Origin of the sequence: Streptococcus suis, assembly GCF_017601095.1 — a bacterium.
GTDB lineage: Bacteria > Bacillota > Bacilli > Lactobacillales > Streptococcaceae > Streptococcus > Streptococcus suis_Z.
The window spans coordinates 21,637-46,897 of sequence record NZ_JAGFUX010000013.1 but is presented as its reverse complement, the minus strand read 5'-3'; the positions used below and the strand labels follow the sequence as shown (position 1 = coordinate 46,897).

At 45.7% G+C, this 25,261-nt stretch carries 20 protein-coding genes and 16 tRNA genes; 35 read left to right on the top strand and 1 reads right to left on the bottom strand.

Features of this window, described 5'->3' with window-relative positions; translation table 11 throughout:
* The first annotated feature begins 53 nt into the window (after positions 1-53).
* The 31 genes from J5566_RS09685 (at position 54) to J5566_RS09535 (ending at position 19,308) form a co-directional block, all read left to right on the top strand.
* Positions 54-126, top strand: a tRNA-Val gene (locus J5566_RS09685).
* A gap of 2 nt (positions 127-128) precedes the next feature.
* A tRNA-Asp gene (locus J5566_RS09680) sits at positions 129-201 on the top strand.
* A 64-nt stretch (positions 202-265) separates the two neighbouring features.
* A tRNA-Lys gene (locus J5566_RS09675) sits at positions 266-338 on the top strand.
* 3 nt (positions 339-341) lie between these two features.
* Positions 342-423, top strand: a tRNA-Leu gene (locus J5566_RS09670).
* Between the two features lie 16 nt (positions 424-439).
* Positions 440-512, top strand: a tRNA-Thr gene (locus J5566_RS09665).
* Positions 513-525: 13 nt separating this feature from the next.
* Positions 526-597, top strand: a tRNA-Gly gene (locus tag J5566_RS09660).
* A 7-nt stretch (positions 598-604) separates the two neighbouring features.
* Positions 605-688, top strand: a tRNA-Leu gene (locus J5566_RS09655).
* A gap of 6 nt (positions 689-694) precedes the next feature.
* A tRNA-Arg gene (locus J5566_RS09650) sits at positions 695-768 on the top strand.
* Positions 769-816: 48 nt separating this feature from the next.
* Positions 817-890: transfer RNA gene (locus J5566_RS09645), tRNA-Pro, on the top strand.
* 11 nt (positions 891-901) lie between these two features.
* Positions 902-975, top strand: a tRNA-Met gene (locus J5566_RS09640).
* A gap of 11 nt (positions 976-986) precedes the next feature.
* A tRNA-Ile gene (locus tag J5566_RS09635) sits at positions 987-1,060 on the top strand.
* Between the two features lie 8 nt (positions 1,061-1,068).
* Positions 1,069-1,158, top strand: a tRNA-Ser gene (locus J5566_RS09630).
* 9 nt (positions 1,159-1,167) lie between these two features.
* Positions 1,168-1,241, top strand: a tRNA-Met gene (locus J5566_RS09625).
* A gap of 3 nt (positions 1,242-1,244) precedes the next feature.
* A tRNA-Phe gene (locus tag J5566_RS09620) sits at positions 1,245-1,317 on the top strand.
* A gap of 21 nt (positions 1,318-1,338) precedes the next feature.
* Positions 1,339-1,412, top strand: a tRNA-Ile gene (locus J5566_RS09615).
* Between the two features lie 10 nt (positions 1,413-1,422).
* Positions 1,423-1,510, top strand: a tRNA-Ser gene (locus tag J5566_RS09610).
* A 66-nt stretch (positions 1,511-1,576) separates the two neighbouring features.
* Positions 1,577-2,401: a rod shape-determining protein MreC gene (mreC, locus tag J5566_RS09605; protein WP_208563094.1), complete on the top strand. Its 825-nt coding sequence runs from the start codon at positions 1,577-1,579 to the stop codon at positions 2,399-2,401.
* Positions 2,398-2,916, top strand: coding sequence for a rod shape-determining protein MreD (gene mreD / locus J5566_RS09600; RefSeq protein WP_208563093.1), 519 nt, complete (start codon positions 2,398-2,400; stop codon positions 2,914-2,916). The genes mreC and mreD overlap by 4 nt, the downstream gene beginning before the upstream one ends.
* A 91-nt stretch (positions 2,917-3,007) precedes the next feature.
* Positions 3,008-4,309, top strand: a complete 1,302-nt coding sequence (locus J5566_RS09595; RefSeq protein WP_208563092.1) for a PcsB-like coiled-coil domain-containing protein — start codon at positions 3,008-3,010, stop codon at positions 4,307-4,309.
* A 130-nt stretch (positions 4,310-4,439) separates the two neighbouring features.
* A complete protein-coding gene (locus J5566_RS09590) occupies positions 4,440-5,408 on the top strand; it encodes a ribose-phosphate diphosphokinase (protein WP_208563091.1) in 969 nt (322 codons plus the stop codon).
* A gap of 283 nt (positions 5,409-5,691) precedes the next feature.
* Positions 5,692-6,870: a pyridoxal phosphate-dependent aminotransferase gene (locus tag J5566_RS09585; RefSeq protein WP_208563090.1), complete on the top strand. Its 1,179-nt coding sequence runs from the start codon at positions 5,692-5,694 to the stop codon at positions 6,868-6,870.
* Positions 6,857-7,639, top strand: a complete 783-nt coding sequence (recO, locus tag J5566_RS09580) for a DNA repair protein RecO (RefSeq protein WP_105160534.1) — start codon at positions 6,857-6,859, stop codon at positions 7,637-7,639. Before J5566_RS09585 ends, recO begins: the two co-directional genes overlap by 14 nt.
* Positions 7,636-8,643, top strand: coding sequence for a phosphate acyltransferase PlsX (gene plsX / locus J5566_RS09575; RefSeq protein ID WP_105160533.1), 1,008 nt, complete (start codon positions 7,636-7,638; stop codon positions 8,641-8,643). The genes recO and plsX overlap by 4 nt, the downstream gene beginning before the upstream one ends.
* Complete coding sequence (locus tag J5566_RS09570) at positions 8,636-8,884, top strand: phosphopantetheine-binding protein (protein WP_105160532.1); 249 nt, start codon at positions 8,636-8,638, stop codon at positions 8,882-8,884. The genes plsX and J5566_RS09570 overlap by 8 nt, the downstream gene beginning before the upstream one ends.
* A 117-nt stretch (positions 8,885-9,001) precedes the next feature.
* On the top strand, positions 9,002-9,709 hold the full coding sequence (gene purC, locus J5566_RS09565; protein ID WP_105160531.1) for a phosphoribosylaminoimidazolesuccinocarboxamide synthase: 708 nt from the start codon (positions 9,002-9,004) through the stop codon (positions 9,707-9,709).
* 12 nt (positions 9,710-9,721) lie between these two features.
* Positions 9,722-13,441 (top strand): phosphoribosylformylglycinamidine synthase, encoded by a 3,720-nt coding sequence (locus tag J5566_RS09560; RefSeq protein WP_208563089.1) that lies wholly within the window; start codon positions 9,722-9,724, stop codon positions 13,439-13,441.
* Between the two features lie 2 nt (positions 13,442-13,443).
* Positions 13,444-14,898, top strand: a complete 1,455-nt coding sequence (gene purF / locus J5566_RS09555; RefSeq protein WP_208563088.1) for an amidophosphoribosyltransferase — start codon at positions 13,444-13,446, stop codon at positions 14,896-14,898.
* A gap of 17 nt (positions 14,899-14,915) precedes the next feature.
* Positions 14,916-15,935 carry a phosphoribosylformylglycinamidine cyclo-ligase gene (gene purM, locus J5566_RS09550; RefSeq protein ID WP_208563087.1) on the top strand — a complete coding sequence of 340 codons (1,020 nt, stop codon included), beginning with the start codon at positions 14,916-14,918 and terminating at the stop codon, positions 15,933-15,935.
* Entirely contained in the window at positions 15,932-16,483 is a 552-nt protein-coding gene (purN, locus tag J5566_RS09545; protein ID WP_208563086.1) for a phosphoribosylglycinamide formyltransferase, read from the top strand. Before purM ends, purN begins: the two co-directional genes overlap by 4 nt.
* A 9-nt stretch (positions 16,484-16,492) precedes the next feature.
* Entirely contained in the window at positions 16,493-18,040 is a 1,548-nt protein-coding gene (gene purH / locus J5566_RS09540; protein WP_208563085.1) for a bifunctional phosphoribosylaminoimidazolecarboxamide formyltransferase/IMP cyclohydrolase, read from the top strand.
* Positions 18,041-18,231: 191 nt separating this feature from the next.
* On the top strand, positions 18,232-19,308 hold the full coding sequence (locus J5566_RS09535; protein WP_208563084.1) for a LysM peptidoglycan-binding domain-containing protein: 1,077 nt from the start codon (positions 18,232-18,234) through the stop codon (positions 19,306-19,308).
* A gap of 27 nt (positions 19,309-19,335) precedes the next feature.
* Here J5566_RS09535 and J5566_RS09530 read toward each other — a convergent pair whose 3' ends face one another.
* Positions 19,336-20,745, bottom strand: a complete 1,410-nt coding sequence (locus J5566_RS09530) for a GBS Bsp-like repeat-containing protein (RefSeq protein WP_208563083.1) — start codon at positions 20,743-20,745, stop codon at positions 19,336-19,338.
* 126 nt (positions 20,746-20,871) lie between these two features.
* Here J5566_RS09530 and purD point away from each other — a divergent pair, with 126 nt between their 5' ends.
* From purD to purB, 4 genes are all read left to right on the top strand, one after another.
* The gene (gene purD, locus J5566_RS09525) at positions 20,872-22,134 is read left to right on the top strand and encodes a phosphoribosylamine--glycine ligase (RefSeq protein WP_208563082.1); all 1,263 of its coding nucleotides are present in this window, start codon (positions 20,872-20,874) and stop codon (positions 22,132-22,134) included.
* A gap of 25 nt (positions 22,135-22,159) precedes the next feature.
* Positions 22,160-22,648, top strand: coding sequence for a 5-(carboxyamino)imidazole ribonucleotide mutase (gene purE, locus J5566_RS09520; protein ID WP_024383089.1), 489 nt, complete (start codon positions 22,160-22,162; stop codon positions 22,646-22,648).
* A complete protein-coding gene (purK, locus tag J5566_RS09515; protein ID WP_208563081.1) occupies positions 22,635-23,702 on the top strand; it encodes a 5-(carboxyamino)imidazole ribonucleotide synthase in 1,068 nt (355 codons plus the stop codon). Before purE ends, purK begins: the two co-directional genes overlap by 14 nt.
* A gap of 181 nt (positions 23,703-23,883) precedes the next feature.
* Positions 23,884-25,176: an adenylosuccinate lyase gene (purB, locus tag J5566_RS09510; RefSeq protein ID WP_024411508.1), complete on the top strand. Its 1,293-nt coding sequence runs from the start codon at positions 23,884-23,886 to the stop codon at positions 25,174-25,176.
* Positions 25,177-25,261 lie beyond the last annotated feature (85 nt).

The following is a 25,261-nucleotide window of genomic DNA, read 5'->3' as shown; positions in this document are numbered from 1 at the left end:
CTGAAGTAGTTGGGGGTTGCCCCCTGTGAGATACGGTAGTCGCTTAGCAAATAGGGAGTTTAGCTCAGCTGGGAGAGCATCTGCCTTACAAGCAGAGGGTCAGCGGTTCGATCCCGTTAACTCCCATAGGTCCCGTAGTGTAGCGGTTATCACGTCGCCCTGTCACGGCGAAGATCGCGGGTTCGATTCCCGTCGGGACCGTTCAAGATGTCTTTTGATATATTGAAGTTGAAAATAGAGCAAACGTGGTTTGTATTTTGTTTTCGACTCGTTAGCTCAGTTGGTAGAGCAATTGACTTTTAATCAATGGGTCGCTGGTTCGAGCCCAGCACGAGTCATATGCGGGTTTGGCGGAATTGGCAGACGCACCAGATTTAGGATCTGGCGCTTTCGGGCGTGGGGGTTCAAGTCCCTTAACCCGCATAGAGAATAATAATAGGCCGGCTTAGCTCAGTTGGTAGAGCATCTGATTTGTAATCAGAGGGTCGCGTGTTCAAGTCATGTAGCCGGCATTAAGACAAGATTGCGAACGTAGTTCAGTGGTAGAACACCACCTTGCCAAGGTGGGGGTCGCGGGTTCGAATCCCGTCGTTCGCTTTGAGAGGCCGGGGTGGCGGAACAGGCAGACGCACAGGACTTAAAATCCTGCGATGGCAACATCGTACCGGTTCGATTCCGGTCCTCGGCATGACGAGCACCCTTAGCTCAATTGGATAGAGTACCTGACTACGAATCAGGCGGTTAGAGGTTCGACTCCTCTAGGGTGCATCACTCGCTTAATGTAGAACATTAGGGGAGGTTTATTTTTAATGATATCGGGAAGTAGCTCAGCTTGGTAGAGTACTTGGTTTGGGACCAAGGTGTCGCAGGTTCGAATCCTGTCTTCCCGATTTTGTTATATGGCGGTGTAGCTCAGCTGGCTAGAGCGTCCGGTTCATACCCGGGAGGTCGGGGGTTCGATCCCCTTCGCCGCTATACTTGTTGCTGGACCTTTAGCTCAGCTGGTTAGAGCTCTCGGCTCATAACCGAGCGGTCGTAGGTTCAAGTCCTACAAGGTCCACTTTTTTTGGAGGATTACCCAAGTCCGGCTGAAGGGAACGGTCTTGAAAACCGTCAGGCGTGTAAAAGCGTGCGTGGGTTCGAATCCCACATCCTCCTTATTACTAACGCGGGATGGAGCAGCTCGGTAGCTCGTCGGGCTCATAACCCGAAGGTCGTAGGTTCAAATCCTGCTCCCGCAATTTGGCTCGGTAGCTCAGTTGGTAGAGCAATGGATTGAAGCTCCATGTGTCGGCGGTTCGATTCCGTCTCGCGCCATTATACCCAAGTTCTTACCTTGGGCGCGTAGCTCAGATGGTTAGAGCGCACGCCTGATAAGCGTGAGGTCGGTGGTTCGATTCCACTCGTGCCCATTAATATATTGGAGAATTACTCAAGAGGCTGAAGAGGACGGTTTGCTAAATCGTTAGGTCGGGTAACTGGCGCAAGGGTTCGAATCCCTTATTCTCCGTAGTAGACGAGATTATCATTTTGATATTCTCGTTTTCTTGTATCTTTTTCTTGTTTGAGGTTATCTATGAATCGTTTTGCTAAGGCTATTGTTGCTGTATCACTTTTTTTTGTGGTTTCTTTTTCATTGCTGTTTTTGTCGATTCAGCAATCTGTTACAATTCCATATATAACACCTTTTGTGCATTCTTCGTTTGATGCTATTCACTCAGTTTTATCAATTCCTGTACATTATATTTCAGCTCAGAAGGATGCTGTTGTTGATTTGATGAATACTTATCAAGAGAATAAGGAGTTGAAGGCAGGTCTTGCAGAAGTGGATTCTTTGAAAGCTGAGAATGCATCTTTAAAAGAAGAGTTAGCTGCCCTCCAATCTGATTTGGGAACTGTTTCTTCCAATCAATTAGCAACCTTTCTTTCTGCAAATGTCTTGGTACGTAATCCCGCGTCATGGGTCAATTCGTTAACGATTAACGCAGGGAGCAGTAGTGGTATTTTGGAAGGGCAGTTGGTGATGGCGAATGGTGGATTGATTGGGATGGTAGAAAATGTGTATGATGATTCTGCTGCGGTGTCATTGTTGACGAATTCTGATGACTTGAAAAAAATTGCCATTCGTATTGAAAATGGGGATACAGATGTTTACGGAATTTTATCAGGCTATGACACGGATAGCAATCGATTGATTATTTCACAATTAAATAGCAGCGCTGATTTGACGGTTGGTAATGCTGTTGTAACGAGTGATCTAGCAGGAACTAGTCCAGCTAATATCCAAATTGGGACAGTAAGTGAAGTAGTAACGAGTTCTGGGAATTTGAATCGTCAAGTTTATATTGAACCAACAGCTGATTTTTCAACTATTTATTCCGTATTGGTGGTGATGTCATGATGAAGTTCCGCCAACTTATTCTATTTTCGCCCTTGATTTTATTTGTCAGTTTTCTTTTAGACGGGCAAATTACTCATTTATTGGGGAATTTTGCACCTGGTATTTGGTCGATTAGCAGTCAATTATTTTTTATTGTTGCACTGTATGCCATACCGTATTTTTCAACGTTTAGTTTGATTGCTTGGTTCAGTTTTTTTGGGCTTTTGTACGATATCTATTATTTCAATATTTTGGGAATGGCGACCTGTATTTTTCCATTAATGGCTTTTTTCACAGCTTCTCTCTTTGAAAAAATTCAATTCCGTTGGTTTTCAATTCTTTCACTCTTGGTGATTTGGACATTCTTTTTTGAAACCTCAAGCTTTGTCTTAGCACGTCTCTTTGGAATGACAAATCTGTCAATATTTATTTTTATCATGTATTACTTATTTCCGACATTAGTCTTTAATAGCCTCTTATTCATCATCTCAAACCCCTTGTTAAATCGGCTTTTTGGAATTACAAATAAGACATAGAAATGTAATAATTGCGTAATATATTTACGCATTTTTTTTGTTAAAATGGTAATGTCATAAAGAATAGAAGAGTTTAGAGGAGTTCATTCGTATGAAGAAAAAAATCATGGCTACATTGTTATTGAGTACAATTGTATTAACTCAAGCAGGAAATGTAGCTGTTGTGCAAGCAAACACAGATAGTCAGATTGCTGCACAAGATGCAAAAATCAACGCAATTACAGCTCAACAACAAGCTGCTCAAGAGCAGGTTGATGCTCTTCAAGCTCAAGTAGATGCTATCGTTGCAGAGCAAGCTGAATTAACTGCTGAGAATGAGCGTCTTGAAGCAGAATCAAAAGCTTTGAGTGCTGAAATCGAACGTTTGGCTGCTGATATCGTTTCTCGCGATGCCGCTTTGAAAGAGCAAGCTCGTAGTGCTCAGACAGATGGCTCAGCAAGCTCTTACATTAATACAATCCTCGATTCAAAAAATATCGTTGATGCTTTATCACGTGTTAATGCAATGCGTGAAATTGTTTCAGCAAACAACCGTATGTTGGAACAGCAAAAAACTGATAAAGTCGCAATCGAAGAAAAACAAAAAGCTAACCAGGAAGCTATCAATACAGTTGAAGCAAACTGGAAAAAATTGGACGATGCAGCTCAAGAATTGAAAACACAAGAAGCAGCTCTTAAAGTTGCACAATTGAACCTTGCAGCTGAAAAAACAACCGCTGAAAATGAAAAAGCAGCTTTGCTAGCGCAAAAAGCAGCAGCAGAAGAAGCAGCTCGTAAGGCAGCAGAAGAGCAAGCAGCCTATGAAGCACAGCAAGCTAAGTTGGCGCAACAACAACAGCAGGCTGTAGCAGCAGTTGTCCAAACATCAGCTCCGGCAGCCACACCAGCACAATCTAGTGCAAGTTCGGCAGCTTCTACACCAGCAGCTAGTAGCTCTTCAACAGCAGTGGCAAGTTCCACTCAAGCTGCGCCAGCTACCGCTACCACAACAGTGGCTTCTAGCACAACTACTACAACAACTACCACAACCACAGCATCAAATAATGCTTCTGTAGCATCAAGAAACAGTAGCAGTGGCAATACATATCCAGTAGGTCAGTGTACTTGGGGTGTAAAACAAGCCGCTCCTTGGGTTGGCAACTACTGGGGTAATGCTAACCAGTGGCTCTACTCAGCATCTGCGGCAGGCTTCAGTACTGGTTCGACACCTGTAGTCGGCGCGGTAGCAGTTTGGACTTCTGGTGCATACGGACACGTTGCGGTTGTAACAGCTGTAAATGGATCTCAAATCCAAGTTGTGGAATCAAACTATAACGGGAACCAATATGTTGGTAACTTCCGTGGTTGGTTCAATCCAGCAGCTAATGGCGTAACAGGTTACATTTATCCTTAATCATCTTTCATAGACCTTTGGTAACAAGGGTCTATTTTTCTGGGGTAAGATGGAATTGGTCTTTATTTTTGTTTGAAAATTGGTCTAAAAAGGTTTAAAATAGTAGAGTAGAAAAATCTAGGAGGATATCATGGCGTTTACCGACTTAAAGTTGTTTGCACTTTCGTCCAATCAACAGTTAGCAGAGAAGGTTGCAAAAAAAATTGGAATTCCTTTGGGGAAATCAAGTGTTCGTCAATTTTCAGATGGTGAAATTCAAGTAAATATTGAAGAATCAATTCGTGGCAGTCACGTTTTCATCCTTCAATCTACTAGTTCACCTGTAAATGATAATTTAATGGAAATTTTGATCATGGTAGATGCTTTGAAACGGGCATCTGCTGAGTCGATAAATGTTGTTGTTCCTTATTACGGCTATGCTCGTCAGGATCGTAAGGCTCGTGCTCGTGAGCCAATCACATCAAAATTGGTTGCTAATATGCTGGAAACTGCTGGAGTGGATCGTTTGTTGACCATTGACCTCCATGCTGCCCAGATTCAAGGATTCTTTGATATTCCTGTGGATCATTTGATGGGGGCACCACTTATTGCGGATTATTTTGAGCGTCGTGGGATGACAGGTGATGGCTATGTGGTGGTTTCTCCAGACCATGGTGGTGTGACCCGTGCTCGTAAACTGGCGCAATTCTTGAAAACTCCAATTGCAATTATTGACAAGCGTCGTAGTGTCGATAAGATGAATACATCTGAAGTTATGAATATCATCGGAAATATCGAGGGTAAGACTTGTATCCTAATTGATGATATGATTGACACGGCAGGGACTATCTGTCATGCGGCAGATGCCTTGGCGGAGGCTGGTGCAACAGCTGTATATGCCTCTTGTACCCACCCTGTTTTGTCAGGACCAGCTATGGACAATATCACCAAGTCAGCTATTGAAAAACTGGTGGTCTTGGATACTATTGAGATTCCTCAAGAACGTTTGATTGACAAGATTGAGCACATCTCGACAGCTGACTTGTTGGCTGATGCCATTATTCGTATCCATGAAAAACGTCCACTATCACCTCTATTTGAAACAAAGATTATCAAATAATAGTTGGAAGAGCCGTCAGGCTCTTCTTTTTGGTATAATATTCTTATATAATTAATGAGAACATTAAGAAAAGCGTATGATGTTAGGAAACTGCTCGGAAGTTGGTAGGACTTCAAGGGGATTTATAGTCGAGTGAAGAGCTTTCAGACAAGGAACTGAGGTGCAGGCTGTACTGAAGTACGGCAAGCCGAAAGTGACGATGTATCAAAGTTAATTCAAATGACTATATCTAAATCACTAGCTTTTTAGTTCGAATACAATTATGAGTTTAAGGGGGCCTGCTATGAAGTTACATGACCGTTTTAATAAGAATTTAGACCGCATCGAAGTTTCGATGATTCGTCAGTTTGATCAGTCCATTTCAGATGTTCCAGGGATTTTGAAACTGACTTTGGGAGAGCCTGATTTTACAACGCCAGACCATGTAAAAGAAGCAGCTAAGGCTGCTATCGATGCGAACAAGAGTTATTATACTGGTATGGCTGGACTTTTGGAGTTGCGTCAGGCTGCGGCGGAGTTTGTGGCTGAAAAATATAATTTGCATTACAATCCAGATACAGAAATTCTCTCTACAATCGGTGCGACAGAGGCTTTGTCAGCAAGCCTTGTAGCTATTTTGGAGGCTGGGGATACGGTTCTTTTACCTGCCCCTGCCTATCCTGGCTATGAGCCTATTGTTAATATGGTAGGAGCAGAAATCGTTGAAATCGATACGACGGCAAATGATTTTGTGTTGACACCTGAGATGTTGGAAGAGGCGATTATTGAGCAGGGGGATAAGCTAAAAGCTGTCATTCTCAACTATCCTGCCAATCCAACGGGGGTGACTTACTCTCGTGAGCAGATTCAGGCCTTTGCAGATGTCTTGCGTAAGTATCCTATTTTTGTCCTGTCGGATGAGGTATATGCGGAGTTGACCTATACTGGTCAGCCTCATACTTCAATTGCAGAGTTTTTGCCAGAGCAGACAATTTTGATTCAGGGTTTGTCCAAGTCCCATGCCATGACAGGTTGGCGGATTGGCTTGATTATGAGTCAGGCTCCCATTATCGCTCAAATCATCAAGAGTCACCAGTATCTTGTGACGGCAGCGTCAACTGCTATGCAGTATGGTGCGGTTGAGGCTTTGAAAAACGGTAAGGATGATGCTCTTCCGATGCGGGCGGAGTACGTCAAGCGTAGGGATTACATCATCGAGAAGATGACGGACCTTGGCTTTGAGATTATCAAGCCTGACGGTGCATTCTATATCTTTGCAAAAATTCCTGCGGGTTATAATCAAGATTCCTTTAGCTTCTTGCAAGACTTTGCGAGAAAGAAAGCGGTGGCCTTTATTCCAGGTGCAGCCTTTGGTCAGTATGGTGAAGGATATGTGCGGATTTCCTACGCAGCAAGTATGGAGACCATTCAGACGGCTATGGCTCGCTTGAAAGAGTATCTAGAAGAAAATGGAACGAATTGAAACCAGAGGATTAGTCCTTTATAATCGGAATTTTCGAGAAGATGACAAGCTGGTCAAGATTTTTACGGAGAAGGCTGGCAAGCGAATGTTTTTCGTGAAACATGCTTCTAAGTCCAAGCTGGTTGCTGCTATTCAGCCTTTGACCTATGCGGATTTTATCGTCAAAATCAATGATGATGGTCTATCTTATATCGAAGATTTTCATCAGGTACAGCCGTTTAAGGATATTAACGGTGATATTTTTAAGCTCAGCTATGCGACCTATATCCTGGCCTTGGCAGATGCTGCCTTGCAGGATAAGGTTTATGATCCAGCCCTCTTTGCTTTTTTGGTCAAGACCTTGGATTTGATGGAGTCGGGTTTGGATTATGAAGTCTTGACCAATATCTTTGAAATTCAGCTCTTGGGACGTTTTGGTGTCAGCCTGAATTTTCATGAGTGTGCTTTTTGTCATCGGGTTGGCTTGCCTTTTGACTATTCCTACAAGTACAGCGGTGTCTTGTGTCCGCAACACTATCAGGATGATGAGAAGCGGGCTTATCTGGACCCTAATGTTCCCTACCTACTTGATCAATTTCAGGCCATTTCCTTTGATGATTTGGAAACTATTTCCATCAAGCCTGAGATGAAGCAGAAGTTACGGCTTTTTATCGACCAAGTTTATGAGGAATATGTGGGTATCCACTTGAAATCCAAGAAATTTATAGATGATTTGTCTTCTTGGGGACAGATTATGAAACCAAGAACAGAAAATGAGGAAACAGAATGAAACGTATTGCAGTAGATGCCATGGGTGGGGACCACGCCCCTCAGGCAGTGGTAGAAGGTGTCAATCAAGCCTTGGCTGCCTTTCCAGACATCGAAATTCAACTTTATGGTGATGAGGCTAAAATCAAGCAGTATTTGACCGCAACAGAGCGTGTCAGCATTATCCATACGACAGAGAAAATCAATTCAGATGATGAGCCTGTCAAGGCGATTCGTCGTAAGAAAGAGGCTTCTATGGTCCTAGCGACCAAGGCTGTCAAGGATGGTCAGGCAGATGCGGTCTTATCGGCTGGCAATACAGGAGCTCTTTTGGCGGCAGGTGTCTTTGTGGTTGGCCGTATCAAGCATATCGACCGTCCTGGTCTTATGTCTACTTTGCCGACTATGGACGGTAAGGGATTTGATATGATGGACCTGGGAGCAAATGCTGAAAATACAGCCCATCACCTCTATCAGTATGGTATCCTTGGCTCATTTTACGCGGAGCATGTGCGTGGGGTCAAGCAACCTCGTGTAGCCCTTTTGAACAACGGTACGGAAGATAGCAAGGGCACGCCAGTTCACCAAGAGGCTTATAAACTCTTGTCAGAAGACAAGTCCATCAACTTCATCGGTAATGTGGAGGCACGTGAGCTGCTCAACAGCGTGGCGGATGTGGTTGTGACGGATGGTTTCACGGGAAACGCTGTGCTGAAAACCATTGAGGGAACGGCCAAATCCATCGTCGGTCAGTTGACGGGCTCTATCAAAAATGGCGGTCTGCGTGCTAAATTGGGTGGTCTTTTGGTCAAGCCGACTCTTAAAAAGGCACTGGGGGCTATGGATTATAAGAAGGCTGGCGGTGCTGTCTTGCTCGGACTGAAGGCTCCAGTTATCAAGGCGCACGGGTCTAGTGATGCCCAGTCGATTTTCTATACCATTAAGCAGACGCGTTCGATTTTGGAGGCTGGTATTGTCGAAAAATCAGTGGCGAAATTTTCAGTAGTGGAGGACAGTAATGACTAAAGAGCAGGTTTATCAGCGGGTTGTTGCCATTATCCAAGAGGAGAAGGGTGATGATTTTCAAGTGCAGGCAGAATCTTCATTAGCAGATAATATAGCTGCGGATTCAGTGGAAATTATGGAATTCGTATTGACCTTGGAAGACGAGTTTGGTGTCGATGTTCCAGATGCCGCGATTGAGCGCTTTGAAACATTAGCAGATATTGTGGATTTTATTTGGAGTCAATTAAAAGAACGTTCGTAGATTACGGGCGTTTTTCTTTTTATTCGATAGTATTTTAGATTTTTAATTGTTAACACGAATATTATGTGATAGAATAAACGAAAAGACTAGAATATTTTATGAAAGGCGAACATTCTCATGAAAACTGACCTTCTCTATTCAGGAAAAGCAAAAGACATCTACGCTACGGCTGATAGTGACCAGATTGTTGCGGTTTACAAGGACCAGGCGACAGCTTTTAATGGTGGTAAGAAAGAACAGATTGTGGGCAAGGGCCGGCTCAACAATCTGATTTCATCCTTGATTTTTGAAAAGTTGAATGAAGCTGGAGTCAAGACGCATTTTATCAAACGTTTGTCAGATTCAGAGCAATTGAATAGAAAAGTGGAGATTATTCCGCTGGAGGTGGTTTTGCGAAATGTGACCGCTGGTTCTTTTTCAAAACGTTTTGGGGTAGAAGAAGGAATTACATTAGTTACTCCAATCGTGGAATTTTACTATAAAAAAGATGAGTTAGACGATCCTTTTATAAACGATGAACATATTGCTTTTCTTAATCTAGCTAGTTCAGAAGAAATTGCCTATATCAAGGAAGAAACGCGTCGTATCAATAGTTTCTTGAAGGACTTGTTTGCTCAGATTGGGTTGACTTTGGTGGATTTCAAGCTAGAATTTGGGATTGACTCTTCTGGTCAGATTGTATTGGCGGATGAGTTTTCTCCGGATAATTGTCGTCTATGGGATGCGGATGGCAACCATCTGGACAAGGATGTTTTTCGTCGGGGTCTCGGGGATTTGACCGAGGTTTACGAGGTCGTATTGGCAAAGTTACAAGAAGTGAAATAAGGATTGGAAAAAATGGCGAAGCGGATTTTTGTTGAGAAGAAGGCGGATTTTCAGATTAAGGCGGAGACTCTTCGTAAGGAGTTGACTCATAATTTGCAGTTGACAAGCCTGTCAAGTTTGCGGTTAGTGCAGATTTACGATGTTTTCAATCTTGAGGAGGACTTGTTAGAGCAGGCCATCAAGCACATCTTTACTGAGCAGGTGACGGACAAGGTCTTGTCGGAAGCGGAACTGGGCTTGGAAGACGCGGTTTATTTTGCTATTGAGGCTTTGCCTGGTCAGTTTGACCAGCGGGCTGCCAGCAGTCAAGAGGCCCTTCTCTTGTTGGGCAGTCGCCAGGAGGTGCGTGTCAATACAGGCCAGCTTTACATCTTGAACGGTGATGTGCAGGAAGAAGAGTTAGTTGCTATCAAGAACTATTTGCTCAATCCTGTGGATTCGCGTTTCAAGGATTTGGATGCTCCTTTGGTGGCTCAGGAGTTTTCGGTGTCAGATACGACTATTCCGACCTTGGACTTTTTTGTAGGCTATGGGGCGGAGGAGTTTGCGACTTACAAGCGTGAGGCTGGTTTGGCCATGGAAGTGGAAGACCTGCTCTTTATTCAGGATTATTTCAAGTCTATTGGTCGTGTGCCAACCGAAACAGAGCTCAAGGTTTTGGATACCTATTGGAGTGACCACTGCCGCCATACGACATTTGAGACAGAACTTAGGTCTATTGACTTTTCAGCTTCAAAATTCCACAAGCAATTGCAGGCGACTTATGACAAGTATCTTGCTATGCGAACTGAGTTGGGTCGGACAGATAAGCCACAGACGCTCATGGATATGGCGACGATTTTTGGCCGTTATGAGCGAGCAAATGGTCGTCTGGATGATATGGAAGTTTCAGACGAAATCAATGCCTGCTCGGTAGAAATTGAAGTGGATGTAGATGGCGTAAAAGAGCCATGGCTCCTCATGTTTAAGAATGAAACCCACAATCACCCAACGGAAATCGAACCTTTTGGTGGTGCCGCAACCTGTATCGGTGGTGCCATTCGTGATCCATTGTCAGGTCGTTCTTATGTTTATCAGGCTATGCGGATTTCAGGTGCGGGCGATATTACCCAGCCACTGACAGCAACTCGTCCAGGCAAATTGCCACAGCAAATCATTTCGAAAACAGCGGCACATGGCTATTCTTCATACGGAAACCAAATCGGTCTGGCGACCACCTATGTGCGTGAGTATTTCCACCCAGGCTTTGTCGCAAAACGCATGGAATTAGGTGCCGTTGTCGGTGCTGCTCCTAAGGAAAATGTGGTTCGTGAAAAACCAGTCGCAGGCGATGTGGTTATCTTGTTAGGAGGCAAAACAGGTCGCGACGGTATCGGCGGGGCAACAGGCTCGTCCAAGGTACAGACAGTTGAGTCTGTGGAAACAGCTGGTGCGGAAGTCCAAAAAGGAAATGCCATTGAAGAACGCAAAATCCAACGCTTGTTCCGAAATGGTAACGTCACTCGTCTCATTAAAAAATCCAATGACTTTGGTGCAGGAGGTGTCTGCGTAGCCATTGGGGAATTGGCGGACGGTCTTGAAATCGATTTGGATAAAGTTCCACTCAAGTACGCAGGCCTGAATGGTACGGAGATTGCCATTTCTGAATCACAGGAGCGGATGAGTGTGGTTATCCGTCCTCAAGATGTCGATACCTTCATCGCAGCCTGCCGTCAGGAAAATATCCATGCTGTTGTCGTAGCCAAAGTCACTGAAAAGCCAAACCTGGTCATGACTTGGAATGGTCAAACCATTGTTGATTTGGAGCGTTCCTTCCTTGATACCAACGGTGTGCGTGTAGTCGTTGATGCCAAGGTGGTTGACAGCACTGTCAATTTACCAGAAATGCGTAAAACATCTGCTGAAACCCTGCAAGAAGACTTGAAAGAACTGTTGTCAGACCTCAACCATGCTAGTCAAAAAGGTTTGCAGACCATTTTCGACTCATCTGTTGGTCGTTCAACCGTCAACCACCCACTCGGCGGTCGTCACCAGCTGACTCCGACCGAAAGTTCTGTGCAGAAGTTGCCTGTTCAACACGGTGTGACAACGACTGCTTCTGTCATGGCTCAGGGCTATCATCCTTATCTGGCAGACTGGTCTCCTTACCATGGAGCAGCCTACGCGGTCATTGAAGCGACTGCTCGCTTGGTGGCAACAGGGGCCAACTGGTCCAAGGCTCGCTTCTCCTACCAGGAATATTTCCAGCGGATGGACAAGCAGGCTGAACGTTTCGGTCAGCCAGTTGCAGCACTTCTGGGCTCTATAGAGGCTCAGATCCAGCTTGGCTTGCCATCTATCGGTGGCAAGGATTCCATGTCTGGTACTTTTGAGGACTTGACAGTTCCGCCGACCTTGGTGGCCTTTGGCGTGACAACGGCAGACAGCCGCAAGGTCCTCTCGCCTGAGTTCAAAGCAGCTGGCGAGCACATTTATTACTTACCAGGTCAGATTTTGTCAGAAGACATTGATTTTGCCTTGATCAAGTCTAATTTTGAGACTTTTGAAAAATGGCAGAGCGATTATGTGATTACGGCTGCTAGTGCAGTCAAGTATGGTGGTGTTCTAGAAAGTTTAGCCCTCATGTCCTTTGGTAACCAGTTTGGTGCAGAAGTCGAGTTGGCGGAGCTTGAAACTAGTCTAACAGGTCAGCTAGGTGGCTTTGTCTTCACATCGAATGAAGTCATTCCAGATGCGGTGAAAATCGGACAAACGACTACTGACTTTACAATTCTTGTCAACGGTGTCAGCCTAGCTGGACAGGACCTACAAGCTGCTTTTGAAGGTAAGTTGGAAGAAGTCTATCCAACAGCCTTTGAACAGGCGACAGACTTACAGGATGTTCCAGCAATTACCAGTTCAGCAGTTCTACAAGCCAAGGAAACAGTAGAAGTACCGCTTGTTTACATCCCAGTCTTCCCAGGAACCAACTCAGAATACGACTCGGCTAAAGCCTTTGAACAGGCTGGTGCAAAAGTCAATCTAGTTCCGTTTGTGACCTTGGATGCAGAGTGCATTGAAGGCTCTGTGGATACTATGGTTGACAACATTGCCAAAGCTAATATTCTTTTCTTTGCAGGTGGATTCTCTGCTGCGGATGAGCCAGACGGGTCTGCTAAGTTTATCGTGACTATCTTACGAAATGCCAAGGTTCGCTCTGCTATTGACAGTTTTATCGAAAAAGGTGGCCTTATCATCGGTATCTGTAATGGTTTCCAAGCTCTTGTCAAATCAGGTTTGCTGCCGTATGGAAACTTTGAGGAGGCGGGAGAAACCAGTCCAACCCTCTTTTATAACGATGCCAACCAGCACGTTGCCAAAATGGTGGAAACGCGGATTGCCAATGTCAACTCACCGTGGTTAGCAGGTGTTCAAGTCGGTGACATTCACGCTATCCCAGTTTCACACGGGGAAGGAAAATTCGTGGTGACGGACGAGGAGTTCACTACCTTGCGTGACAATGGGCAGATTTTCAGCCAATACGTTGACTTTGCAGGTCAGCCTAGCATGGATTCTAAATATAATCCAAACGGTTCTAGCCATGCTATTGAAGGAATCACCAGCCGAAATGGTCAGATTATCGGGAAAATGGGACACTCGGAGCGTTACGAGGACGGTCTTTTCCAAAATATTCCAGGTAAGAAAGACCAAGGTCTCTTTGTTTCAGCAGTTCGCTATTTTACAGGAAAATAAATATGACATACGAAGTTAAATCACTCAACGAAGAATGCGGTGTTTTCGGTATTTGGGGACATCCGCAGGCTGCTCAGGTGACCTATTTTGGTCTGCATAGCTTGCAGCACCGTGGACAAGAAGGGGCAGGGATTGTTTCGAACAATCAGGGAACGCTTTATGGACATCGAGCTACAGGACTCTTATCTGAAGTTTTTAAAAATCCAGCTGATTTGGAAGGGTTAAAAGGGAATGCGGCAATCGGACATGTTCGATATGCCACAGCTGGTTCAGCGGACATTCGAAATATCCAACCCTTTCTTTATAAATTTCATGATGAAGCTTTTGGCTTAGCCCATAATGGGAACTTGACCAATGCAATTTCTCTGAGAAAAGAATTGGAAGCGCAAGGTGCTATTTTCAACGCCTCGTCAGATACTGAAATCCTCATGCATCTGATTCGTCGCAGCCACAATCCAAATTTTATGGGCAAGGTCAAGGAGGCTTTGAGCATTGTCAAGGGAGGCTTTGCCTATCTCTTGATGACAGAGGACAAGTTGATTGCGGCCTTGGATCCAAATGGCTTTCGTCCCCTATCTATCGGGAAGATGAAAAATGGAGCCTGGGTTATTGCCAGCGAAACTTGTGCCTTTGAAGTAGTTGGAGCTGAGTGGGTACGGGATGTCGAACCTGGAGAGATTGTCATCATAGATGATGTGGGTATCCACTATGATAGTTACACAAGTGATACCCAATTGGCGATCTGTTCGATGGAATATGTCTACTTTGCCCGCCCTGATTCGACTATTCATGGAGTCAATGTCCACACGGCACGAAAAAATATGGGCAAACGCTTAGCGCAGGAATTTCAACATGAAGCCGACATTGTGGTCGGTGTGCCAAATTCTTCTCTCAGCGCTGCTATGGGTTTTGCTGAAGAATCCGGTTTACCTAATGAGATGGGTTTGGTGAAAAATCAGTACACTCAGCGTACCTTTATCCAACCAACCCAGGAGCTCCGTGAGCAGGGAGTCCGCATGAAGTTGTCTGCTGTTTCTGGGGTTGTTAAGGGCAAACGTGTGGTTATGATTGACGATTCCATTGTGCGTGGGACGACTAGCCGGCGGATTGTTCAGCTCTTGCGAGAAGCGGGTGCAGCAGAAGTCCATGTGGCAATCGGCAGTCCAGAGCTCAAGTATCCATGCTTTTACGGTATCGATATTCAAACCCGTCGGGAACTGATTTCAGCCAACCACACCGTTGAGGAAGTCTGTGAGATTATTGGAGCAGATAGCCTGACCTATCTTTCTCTTGAGGGGATGATTGAAGCCATCGGTATCGACACAAATGCTCCCAATGGAGGACTATGTGTAGCTTATTTTGATGGTGAGTATCCAACGCCTCTTTATGACTATGAGGAAGAATATTTGCGTAGTTTAGAAGAACAGACAAGTTTTTACATCGAAAAGGTCAAATAATAAGAAGGAAGATTGATATGTCAAAAAATGCATATGCCCAATCGGGTGTTGACGTCGAAGCTGGCTACGAAGTGGTTGAGCGGATTAAGAAACACGTGGCTCGGACAGAACGTTTGGGCGTTATGGGAGCTCTCGGTGGCTTTGGTGGTATGTTTGATTTGACCAAGCTGGATATCAAAGAGCCAGTCTTGGTATCTGGAACAGACGGCGTGGGAACCAAGCTCATGCTAGCTATCCAGTACGACAAACATGATACCATTGGTCAGGACTGCGTGGCTATGTGCGTCAACGACATCATCGCAGCAGGTGCAGAGCCGCTTTACTTCCTCGACTACATTGCGACTGGAAAAAATGAGCCAGCCAAGCTAGAGCAAGTAGTTGCAGGTGTTGCGGAAGGCTGTGTCCAAGCTGGTTGCGGCTTGATTGGCGGTGAAACAGCCGAAATGCCAGGCATGTACGGCGAGGATGACTATGACCTGGCTGGCTTTGCCGTCGGCATTGCGGAGAAGTCTCAGATTATTGATGGCAGCAAGGTACAGGAGGGCGACATTCTCCTCGGCCTAGCTTCTAGCGGTATCCACTCCAACGGTTATTCCCTAGTCCGTCGCGTTTTTGCGGATGTTTCTGGCGACGCTCTGCTGCCAGAGCTCAATGGCAGAGCTCTTAAGGAAGTCCTCCTAGAGCCGACCCGTATCTATGTCCAGCAGGTATTGCCTCTGGTAAAAGCAGGGCTGGTCAACGGCATTGCCCACATCACAGGCGGTGGTTTCATTGAAAATATTCCCCGTATGTTTGCGGACAACCTTGCAGCTGAAATTGAAGAAGATAAGATTCCAGTCCTTCCAATCTTTACAGCCCTTGAAACGTACGGCCAAATCAAACACGAAGAAATGTTTGAAATCTTCAATATGGGTATCGGCTTGGTACTGGCTGTCAGTCCAGAGCAGGTGGAGAAAGTCCGTGAATTGGTAGATGAAGAAGTCTATGAAATCGGCCGCATTATCACTAAGGAAGACAAGAGCGTGGTCATCAAATGAAACGAATAGCTGTTTTTGCCAGTGGGTCTGGTTCTAATTTTCAAGTCATTGCAGAGCAGTTTGAAGTAGCATTCCTCTTTTCAGACCACAGAAACGCCTATGTCCTGGAACGGGCTGAAAAACTAGGTGTGGCAGCATTTACTTTTGAATTAAAAGAGTTTGCCGATAAGCAGACCTACGAAGAAGCCCTCATCCAACTCTTAGACCAGCACCAGATTGACTTGGTGGTCTTGGCAGGCTATATGAAGATTGTGGGTCCGACCTTGTTAGCTCAATATGAAGGTCGTATCATCAATATCCACCCGGCTTATCTGCCTGAATTTCCAGGGGCTCACGGGATTGAAGACGCTTGGAATGCAGGTGTGGCAGCAAGTGGTGTGACAGTCCACTGGGTTGACAGTGGCGTTGACACAGGACAAATCATCAAACAAGTCCGAGTGCCAAGATTGGCCGATGATACCTTGGAAGCCTTTGAAGCAAGAATACATGAAGCGGAGTACCAACTCTATCCAGCAGTTTTGGAGGAGTTGGGGGCAGTGAAAAAATAAGGAGAAATCATGACAAAACGCGCACTAATTAGCGTATCCGATAAGGCGGGCATTGTAGAATTTGCCCAAGAATTGACCAAGCTTGGCTGGGAAATCATCTCGACAGGTGGCACCAAGGTTGCCTTGGATCAGGCTGGAGTGACTACTATTGCCATTGACGATGTGACCGGTTTTCCTGAGATGATGGATGGTCGCGTCAAGACACTTCATCCCAAAATCCATGGTGGTTTGCTGGCTCGTCGGGATTTGGACAGCCACCTGCAAGCAGCCAAGGACCATGAAATTGGCCTGATTGACTTGGTGGTGGTCAACCTTTATCCCTTCAAAGAGACCATTTTACGTCCAGATGTGACCTACGACTTGGCGGTGGAGAACATCGACATTGGCGGTCCGTCCATGCTTCGTTCAGCAGCTAAAAACCACGCCAGCGTGACTGTTGTGGTGGATCCGGCAGATTATCCGACGGTTTTAGGGGAAATAGCAGAGCAGGGAGAGACGGCTTATGCTACGCGTCAGCGATTGGCTGCCAAGGTCTTCCGTCACACCGCAGCCTACGATGCTCTTATTGCAGACTACTTTACCAAGCGAGTCGGCGAAGACAAGCCTGAAAAACTCACCATTACCTACGACCTCAATCAGCCAATGCGTTACGGAGAAAATCCTCAGCAACATGCGGATTTCTACCAAAATGCCCTTCCGACAGCTTACTCGATCGCCTCTGCCAAGCAGTTAAATGGAAAGGAATTGTCCTTCAACAACATTCGTGATGCGGATGCGGCCATTCGGATTATCCGTGATTTCAAGGACCGTCCAACTGTTGTGGCTCTCAAACACATGAACCCTTGTGGTATCGGGCAGGCAGAGACTATTGAGCAGGCTTGGGATTATGCTTATGAGGCTGACCCAGTATCGATTTTCGGAGGCATCGTCGTGCTGAACAGGGAAGTGGATGCTGCGACGGCTGAAAAGATGCACCCGATTTTCTTAGAAATCATCATCGCACCGAGCTACTCGGCAGAAGCGCTAGCTATTTTGACCAATAAAAAGAAAAATCTTCGGATTTTGGAATTGGCCTTTGACGCACAGGATGCCAGCCAAGTGGAAAAAGAGTTCACAGGCGTTGTCGGTGGGCTTTTGGTGCAGGATCAGGACGTGGTGGCGGAAAGCCCATCGGACTGGCAGGTGGTGACCGAGCGTCAACCGTCCGAACAAGAGTGGGTAGCCATGGAGTTTGCTTGGAAGTCCTCCAAGTATGTCAAGTCCAACGGTATCATCATCACCAATGACAAGATGACCTTGGGCTTGGGGCCGGGACAAACCAACCGTGTGGCGTCCGTCCGCATCGCTATTGAGCAAGCCAAAGATCATTTGGAGGGAGCCGTTTTGGCGTCGGATGCCTTCTTCCCATTTGCTGATAATGTGGAAGAGATTGCTGCAGCAGGTATTAAGGCCATTATCCAACCAGGTGGCTCCGTCCGCGACCAAGACTCCATTGACATGGCCAACAAGTACGGCTTGACCATGGTCTTTACGAGTGTTAGGCATTTTAGACATTGAGAGACTAGCCGTGGGCTAGTTTCTTTTTGTGACAAATGTGACGAATTAGTGACAAATATGTTGGCGGGATGTCAAAAAATGTCGAGTCTAAGTCAGAAACTACAGTTGGGTTAAATCAGGCTAGAAAGCATTGAAATTCAGAAAAGTTTCAGTTACTATTAGAACCATCAAACAGAAAAGAAGGTTTCGATATGAAATGGAATAAACGAATTTTTTTAGCATCAACGATGGCTTTGACTATGTTCTCTAGCCAAGTGAAGGCTGACACCTTGAATTGGACGCCACGTTCGGTAGATGAGATTTCAGCTGATATTATTGCAAGTGGTAGTAAGGAAACATACACCATTCAGTACGGTGATACGCTGAGTACAATTGCGAATGCGATGGCGATTGACATGGAAGTATTAGCCAAAGTCAATCAAATTACGAACCTAGACTTGATTTTCCCAGATACTGTATTGACGACAACCTTAGATGCCAATCATCAAGTTACAGAGATTGAAATTGTAACGCCTACGCCAGAAAATCCGCAGGAAACCGTTGAAGCGACGGTTGATTTGCAAATGAATGAGGTTGTTATTGAAAGCAAGTCCAATGAAGTGGTTGTCGAAAATAAGACGGTTGATTTGAATCAAGTAGAAGTGACAACGGAAGCGAGCGAAGAAGCGGCTACAGAGCCAAGTCCAACGGAAGTACCGACTGAAGAGACTACATCTGAGGTACAGGAAGCTCCTATTGCTACTCCAGAAGCTCAAGTAGCCCCTGTGGAGACCCCAGCTGTTCAAGTAGCTCCGGCAACTCAAGAGAGCGAACAGGAAACTACAGCATCAACTGATAACCTTTCTTCACAAGAAACAACAGCTACATCGCCGTCCACTTCGACAACTACTGAAACAAATACCATTATCAGTTCAAGTGCTGAAAATGCAGGTTTGCAAGCGCATGTCATTGCTTATAAAGATGAGGTGAAAGCTCTCTTTGGACTGTCTAATGTTGGTGGTTACCGAGCTGGAGATTCTGGAGACCATGGTTCAGGTTTGGCGCTTGATTTTATGGTTCCCGAGAGTTCAAGTCTTGGAGATCAAATTGCTGAGTATAGTATTGCCAATATGGCTTCTAAGAAGATTTCCTATATCATTTGGAAGCAGCGTTTTTACTCACCATTTGCCAGCATTTATGGCCCTGCCTATACCTGGAATTTGATGCCTGATCGTGGTAGCGTTACAGAAAATCACTATGACCACGTCCATGTTTCCTTTAATCAATAATTAAAAAAGCTCCAAAGGAGCTTTTTATTATGGGTAAATGTACCCTGCGACACCATCAGCGACAGGATTGAACCAACCACGGTAGTCGTTGATATTTTGGTTGTTATTGTAATTTGATTCCTTAACTCGAATGCGCGTTGTACTAGAAACTTCTGTTACGACCGCTACGTGTCCGTAAGCTCCTCCAGTCCAGACAGCGATAGCACCAACACGAGGTGCTGTACCAGTCTTAAATCCAGCATTTCGAGCTGAAGCAAGCCACTGTTTCGCATGTCCCCAATAGTTGCCAGCCCAAGGAGCAAGTTGCTTCGCTCCCCAGGTACACTGCCCCACAGGATATTTGTTTGGGGTATAGTTTTGGATAGTGGCTGGTTTGGGAGTTGTAATAGAGATAGAGTTAGCGATGTATCCTACTCTGCTATTGTCTTGGTAAGTAATATAGATATGGTTCTTATAGGTTCCTGTTTTATAACTATGTTCAGCATAGTCAATATTTGCAGTATATTCTCCATTTACGTTTGTTGGAATGCGCCATTTAATATTACTTTGATCGGCTTCAGACCATGTTGCAATTTCTACCTTTTTTATTTTTTTAGAAAATTCTTTTTCACGAATTTTAATAGAATAGGTTCCTTTTTGTTGGTTGATATTGACTACTGAAATGTCAGGTTTTTCGATGTTGGGTAGCTGATTGGCAGCGATTTGAATTGAGGTTACAGATTTGCCCTGAAGTTGAGAAGTTCTTGTTTTGGAATAGATATGGAGATGATATTTCCCTATTTCAAAATTATGATTTTTAAGTGGAATATCGAGGGAGAAAATACCATTTGATTGCCTTACTGCGGTGTACCAAATAATATCATCTTGACCAGCTGAGTCGGTCCATGTTGGTACCTTTATTTCAGTAACCTCGCCGGGGATATTAGAAATTGAGACATGTAAATATCCAGGTCTGTCAACAGATAGTTTTGTTTGATAATGAGATGTGACTTGAGTTTTTACTTCAGTTTGTTTAAATGTGTGTGATATGGCAGCTTGTCCTTTTAAAGCTCCTCCATCCGTTCGAGTATATAGATGAATGTGGTACAGACCGGCGATATTCTTGTGATTACTAAAATCTACACCCACAAAGAAATTCCCAGACGTATCTCTTTTGGCTGAGTACCATTTGATATCATCTTGTCCATTTTCATTAGACCAAATAGGTACCAATACCTCAGTGACATTTTGAGGGATGTTTTCAATTAGTACATTGAATCGCCCAGCTTCGGATAGTTTTACTGTCATCACCGGAGCGCTGTTGGTTGCTGTGTTTTCAATCTGCCCGACTGTTGTTGCGGGGGTGCTTGTGTCGCTAGTGGCATGGGCGACAGATACTGAAAATAGACTAGCAGCTAGGATAGCTGTTGAACATAAAAATGATGTGTATTTTTTCATTTTTTTTACCTCCTACCTAATTGTTCGGTAAAAATTGAGAAAAAACAAAATAATCCAGATAAATTATGATAAACTGAATATTTTTGTTAAAATTAGAATGTAAAATCCGTTTTTGAGGTGTGGAAAATGAAACTTTTGGTTGTCGGGTCTGGTGGTCGCGAACACGCTATTGCAAAGAAATTATTAGAGTCTGAGCAAGTAGAACAAGTCTTTGTCGCTCCTGGAAATGACGGTATGACCTTGGACGGTATCTCGTTAGTCAATATCGGGATTTCCGAACATTCTGCTCTCATCAACTTTGCTAAGGAAAATGATATTGCTTGGACTTTTGTTGGTCCAGACGATGCTTTGGCAGCAGGTATCGTTGATGATTTTGAACAGGCTGGACTAAAAGCTTTTGGTCCCAGTCGTCTAGCCGCGGAGCTGGAGTGGTCAAAAGACTTTGCCAAACAAATCATGGTCAAATACGGCATTCCAACAGCAGCCTTTGGCACATTTTCCAACTTCGAAGAAGCCAAAGCCTACATCGAAGAGCAGGGGGCACCGATCGTGGTTAAGGCGGACGGCTTGGCACTGGGCAAGGGTGTGGTCGTGGCGGAAACCGTCGAGCAGGCGGTCGAAGCGGCACGGGAGATGCTCTTGGACAACAAGTTCGGTGACTCGGGTGCTCGTGTGGTCATCGAGGAGTTCTTGGCGGGCGAGGAGTTTTCCCTCTTTGCCCTGGTCAACGGCGACCAGTTCTACATTCTGCCGACAGCCCAGGACCACAAGCGTGCCTTTGACGGCGACCAAGGTCCCAACACGGGCGGTATGGGGGCTTACGCTCCTGTTCCCCACCTGCCTCAAAGCGTGGTGGATACAGCGGTTGACACCATTGTCAAACCTATTCTGGACGGCATGATTGCGGAAGGGCGATCTTATCTGGGTGTGCTCTATGCTGGCTTGATTCTGACCGACCAAGGTCCCAAGGTCATCGAGTTCAACGCCCGTTTCGGCGATCCAGAAACCCAAATTATCCTGCCTCGTCTGACCTCTGACTTTGCTCAGAACATCGACGACATCCTCCACATACGTCCTACACAGCTGACTTGGCTGGATAGTGGCGTGACGCTCGGTGTGGTCGTGGCTTCAAATGGCTACCCACTGGACTACGAAAAAGGCGTAACCTTGCCAGCGAAGACCGAGGGCGACATCACGACCTACTATGCAGGGGCTCGTTTTGCGGAAAATAGCAGAGCACTGCTCTCAAACGGCGGTCGAGTTTATATGTTAGTCACCACAGCAGATACCGTCCAAGAAGCACAAAAAAAAATTTACTCGGAGCTGAAAAATCAAGATACGACAGGCCTCTTTTATCGGACAGATATTGGAAGCAAGGCCGTGAAATAAGGGATAAAGAAAAGGAAAGACAAGTATGAACATTCCAATCTCCATCATCATGGGTTCTAGTTCCGACTGGAAAACCATGAAAAAAGCAGCCGATGTGCTGGACAAATTTGGCGTAGCATATGAAAAGAAAGTGGTCTCTGCCCACCGCACACCAGACCTCATGTTCCGTCATGCCGAAGAGGCGCGTGGTCGTGGCATAAAGGTCATTATCGCAGGAGCGGGCGGTGCGGCTCATTTGCCAGGTATGGTAGCAGCTAAGACAACCCTGCCAGTTATCGGTGTCCCAGTCCAATCCCGTGCCCTGAGTGGTGTGGATTCCCTCTATTCTATCGTGCAGATGCCGGGTGGCGTCCCTGTTGCGACTATGGCGATCGGTGAAGCAGGAGCCACCAACGCAGCCCTGACAGCTCTTCGCATTCTCTCCATTGAAGACCAAACCATTGCAGCTCAGCTAGCAGATTTTGCCAAGGAACAGGAAAAAATTGCGGAGGCGATGACAGATGACCTCATCTAAGACAATCGGAATTATCGGCGGCGGTCAGCTAGGTCAGATGATGGCTATTTCGGCTATTTACATGGGTCATAAGGTGATCACGCTGGATCCTGCGGCGGACTGCCCAGCCTCCAAGGTTAGCGAGGTTATCGTCGCTCCCTATCACGATGTGGCGGCCCTCAAACAGCTGGCGGAGCGGTGCCATGTCCTGACCTACGAGTTTGAAAATGTCGATGCAGACGGACTGGACGCGGTCATCAAGGACGGTCAGCTCCCTCAAGGGACAGACCTCCTCCGCATTTCCCAGAACCGCATTTTTGAGAAGGATTTTTTGGCCAAAAAAGCTGGCGTGCAAGTCGCCCCCTACAAGGTTGTCACTTCTAGCCTAGACCTAGAAGGTCTGGACTTTAGCAAAAACTACGTTTTGAAGACAGCCACTGGGGGCTATGACGGACATGGCCAGAAGGTCATTCGAGAAGCGGCGGACCTGGTAGAGGCTAGCCAACTAGCCAACTCTGCCGAGTGTGTTTTGGAAGAGTTTGTGAATTTCGACCTGGAAATCTCCGTCCTTGTGTCTGGCAATGGCTCCGACTACACCGTCTTTCCTGTACAGGAAAATATCCACCGCAATAATATTCTCTACAAGACCATCGTGCCTGCTCGTATTTCAGATGAACTTGCTGAAAAAGCCAAAACTATGGCCCTGCAAATCGCCGCCAAGCTCCATTTGGCAGGCAGCCTCTGTGTTGAAATGTTTGTGGCAGGTCAGGATATTCTGGTCAACGAAATCGCTCCTCGACCACATAATTCGGGGCATTATTCTATTGAAGCTTGTGATTTTTCACAGTTTGATACCCATATCCGAGGCATTCTCGGCCAGCCCCTACCCCCTATCCGCCTGCTTTCACCAGCTGTTATGATCAACGTTTTGGGACAAGACATGGAAGCAGTCCAAACCTTTCTTCAAGAAAACCCTACCGCCCATCCCCACTTTTATGGTAAACTAGAAGCGAAGCACAATCGCAAAATGGGACACGTGACGGTGTTGGGGGAGGATGTTGAGGTGGAGTTGTAGGAGAATTCGAAGTTCAAGTGAATTCCATTACATATAAAAATAGAAAGGAATGAGGGTAAGTTCGAGCAATTGAACTCGGGCTAAAAGCGTCGGAAAAAAGATAAACTGTCTTGTGTGCTAGCACACAGCGTCAGTTTCCTATTTTTCTCTCGCTTTCTTAAAGCCCTCTGTATCATAAACAATGATCAATCGTTATTCCCGCCCAGAGATGGCGGCTATTTGGAGTGAAGAAAACAAGTACAAGGCTTGGTTGGAGGTGGAAATCCTCGCAGATGAGGCTTGGGCTGAGTTGGGCGAGATCCCGAAGGCTGATGTGGCCTTGATTCGTGAGAAGGCGACTTTTGACATCGACCGCATTTTAGAGATTGAAGAGGAAACCCGTCACGATGTGGTGGCTTTCACGCGTGCGGTTTCGGAAAGTCTTGGCGAGGAGCGCAAGTGGGTCCACTATGGTCTGACTTCGACCGACGTGGTAGATACGGCTTACGGCTACCTCTACAAGCAGGCCAACGACATTATCCGTCGTGACCTTGAGAACTTTACCAATATCATCGCCGACAAGGCGCGTGAGCACAAGTACACCATCATGATGGGGCGGACTCATGGTGTTCATGCGGAGCCAACGACCTTCGGTCTTAAATTGGCGACTTGGTATAGCGAAATGAAACGCAACATGGAGCGTTTTGATGTGGCTGCTAAGGGAGTTGAGGCTGGAAAAATTTCAGGTGCGGTTGGAAACTTTGCCAACATTCCTCCATTTGTGGAAGAGTATGTTTGTGGCAAATTGGGCATTCGTCCGCAGGAAATTTCGACCCAGGTCCTACCTCGCGACCTCCACGCAGAATATTTTTCAGCTTTAGCCTTGATTGCAACGTCCATCGAGCGTATGGCGACAGAAATCCGTGGACTACAAAAGTCTGAACAACGTGAAGTTGAAGAGTATTTCGCCAAAGGCCAAAAAGGCAGCTCTGCTATGCCCCATAAACGCAACCCTATCGGATCTGAAAATATGACCGGTCTGGCTCGTGTGGTGCGTGGTCACTTGGTGACGGCTTTTGAAAATGTGGCGCTTTGGCACGAACGTGATATTTCCCACTCGTCAGCGGAGCGGATTATCACGCCGGATACGACTATCCTCATCAACTATATGCTCAATCGTTTTGGCAATATTGTCAAGAACTTGACGGTCTTCCCTGAAAATATGAAACGCAATATGGAGTCAACTTTTGGCTTGATTTACAGCCAGCGTGTCATGCTCAGTTTGATTGAAAAAGGTATGACCCGTGAGGAAGCCTATGACTTGGTGCAACCAAAAACTGCGCAGTCATGGGATAATCAAGTGGACTTCAAGCCCCTTCTCGAAGCGGATGAGCGCGTGACGGCTAAACTCAGTCAAGAAGAAATCGATGAACTCTTCAACCCAGACTACTATGCGAAGCGGGTGGATGACATCTTTGAACGACTTGGATTATAAAAAAATCAAAATTCTTTGGATTTTCCAGAGAATTTTTTAGTTTCCCTTAAGCTTGGCGAGTTATACTATATCCAAGCTAGAAATA